The organism is Streptomyces sp. HPF1205 (genome assembly GCF_020400825.1).
Taxonomy (GTDB): domain Bacteria; phylum Actinomycetota; class Actinomycetes; order Streptomycetales; family Streptomycetaceae; genus Actinacidiphila.
Genome location: NZ_JAINVH010000179.1, coordinates 1 through 254, shown reverse-complemented (window position 1 = coordinate 254; position 254 = coordinate 1). Strand labels below are relative to the sequence as shown.

Here is a 254-nt window from a genome sequence, read left to right as displayed (position 1 = left end):
CCGGCAGCCCGCGCCCGACTCAACGGCTCCACCAACACCATCCCCGCACCCTCGGACCACCCCGTCCCATCAGCACCCGCCGCAAACGCCTTGCACCGCCCATCACCAGCCAACCCACGCTGCTTACTGAACTCCGCGAACACCCCCGGCGTCGACATCACCGTCACCCCACCCACCAACGCCATCTCACACTCACCACCACGCAACGCCTGACCCGCCAAATGCAACGCCACCAACGACGACGAACACGCCGT

At 66.9% G+C, this 254-nt stretch carries 1 protein-coding gene; it reads right to left on the bottom strand.

The features are described 5' to 3' along the window. Positions 1 to 254: beta-ketoacyl synthase N-terminal-like domain-containing protein (locus tag K7G61_RS36195; protein ID WP_308190827.1), on the bottom strand; the 254-nt coding region annotated here is incomplete at both ends.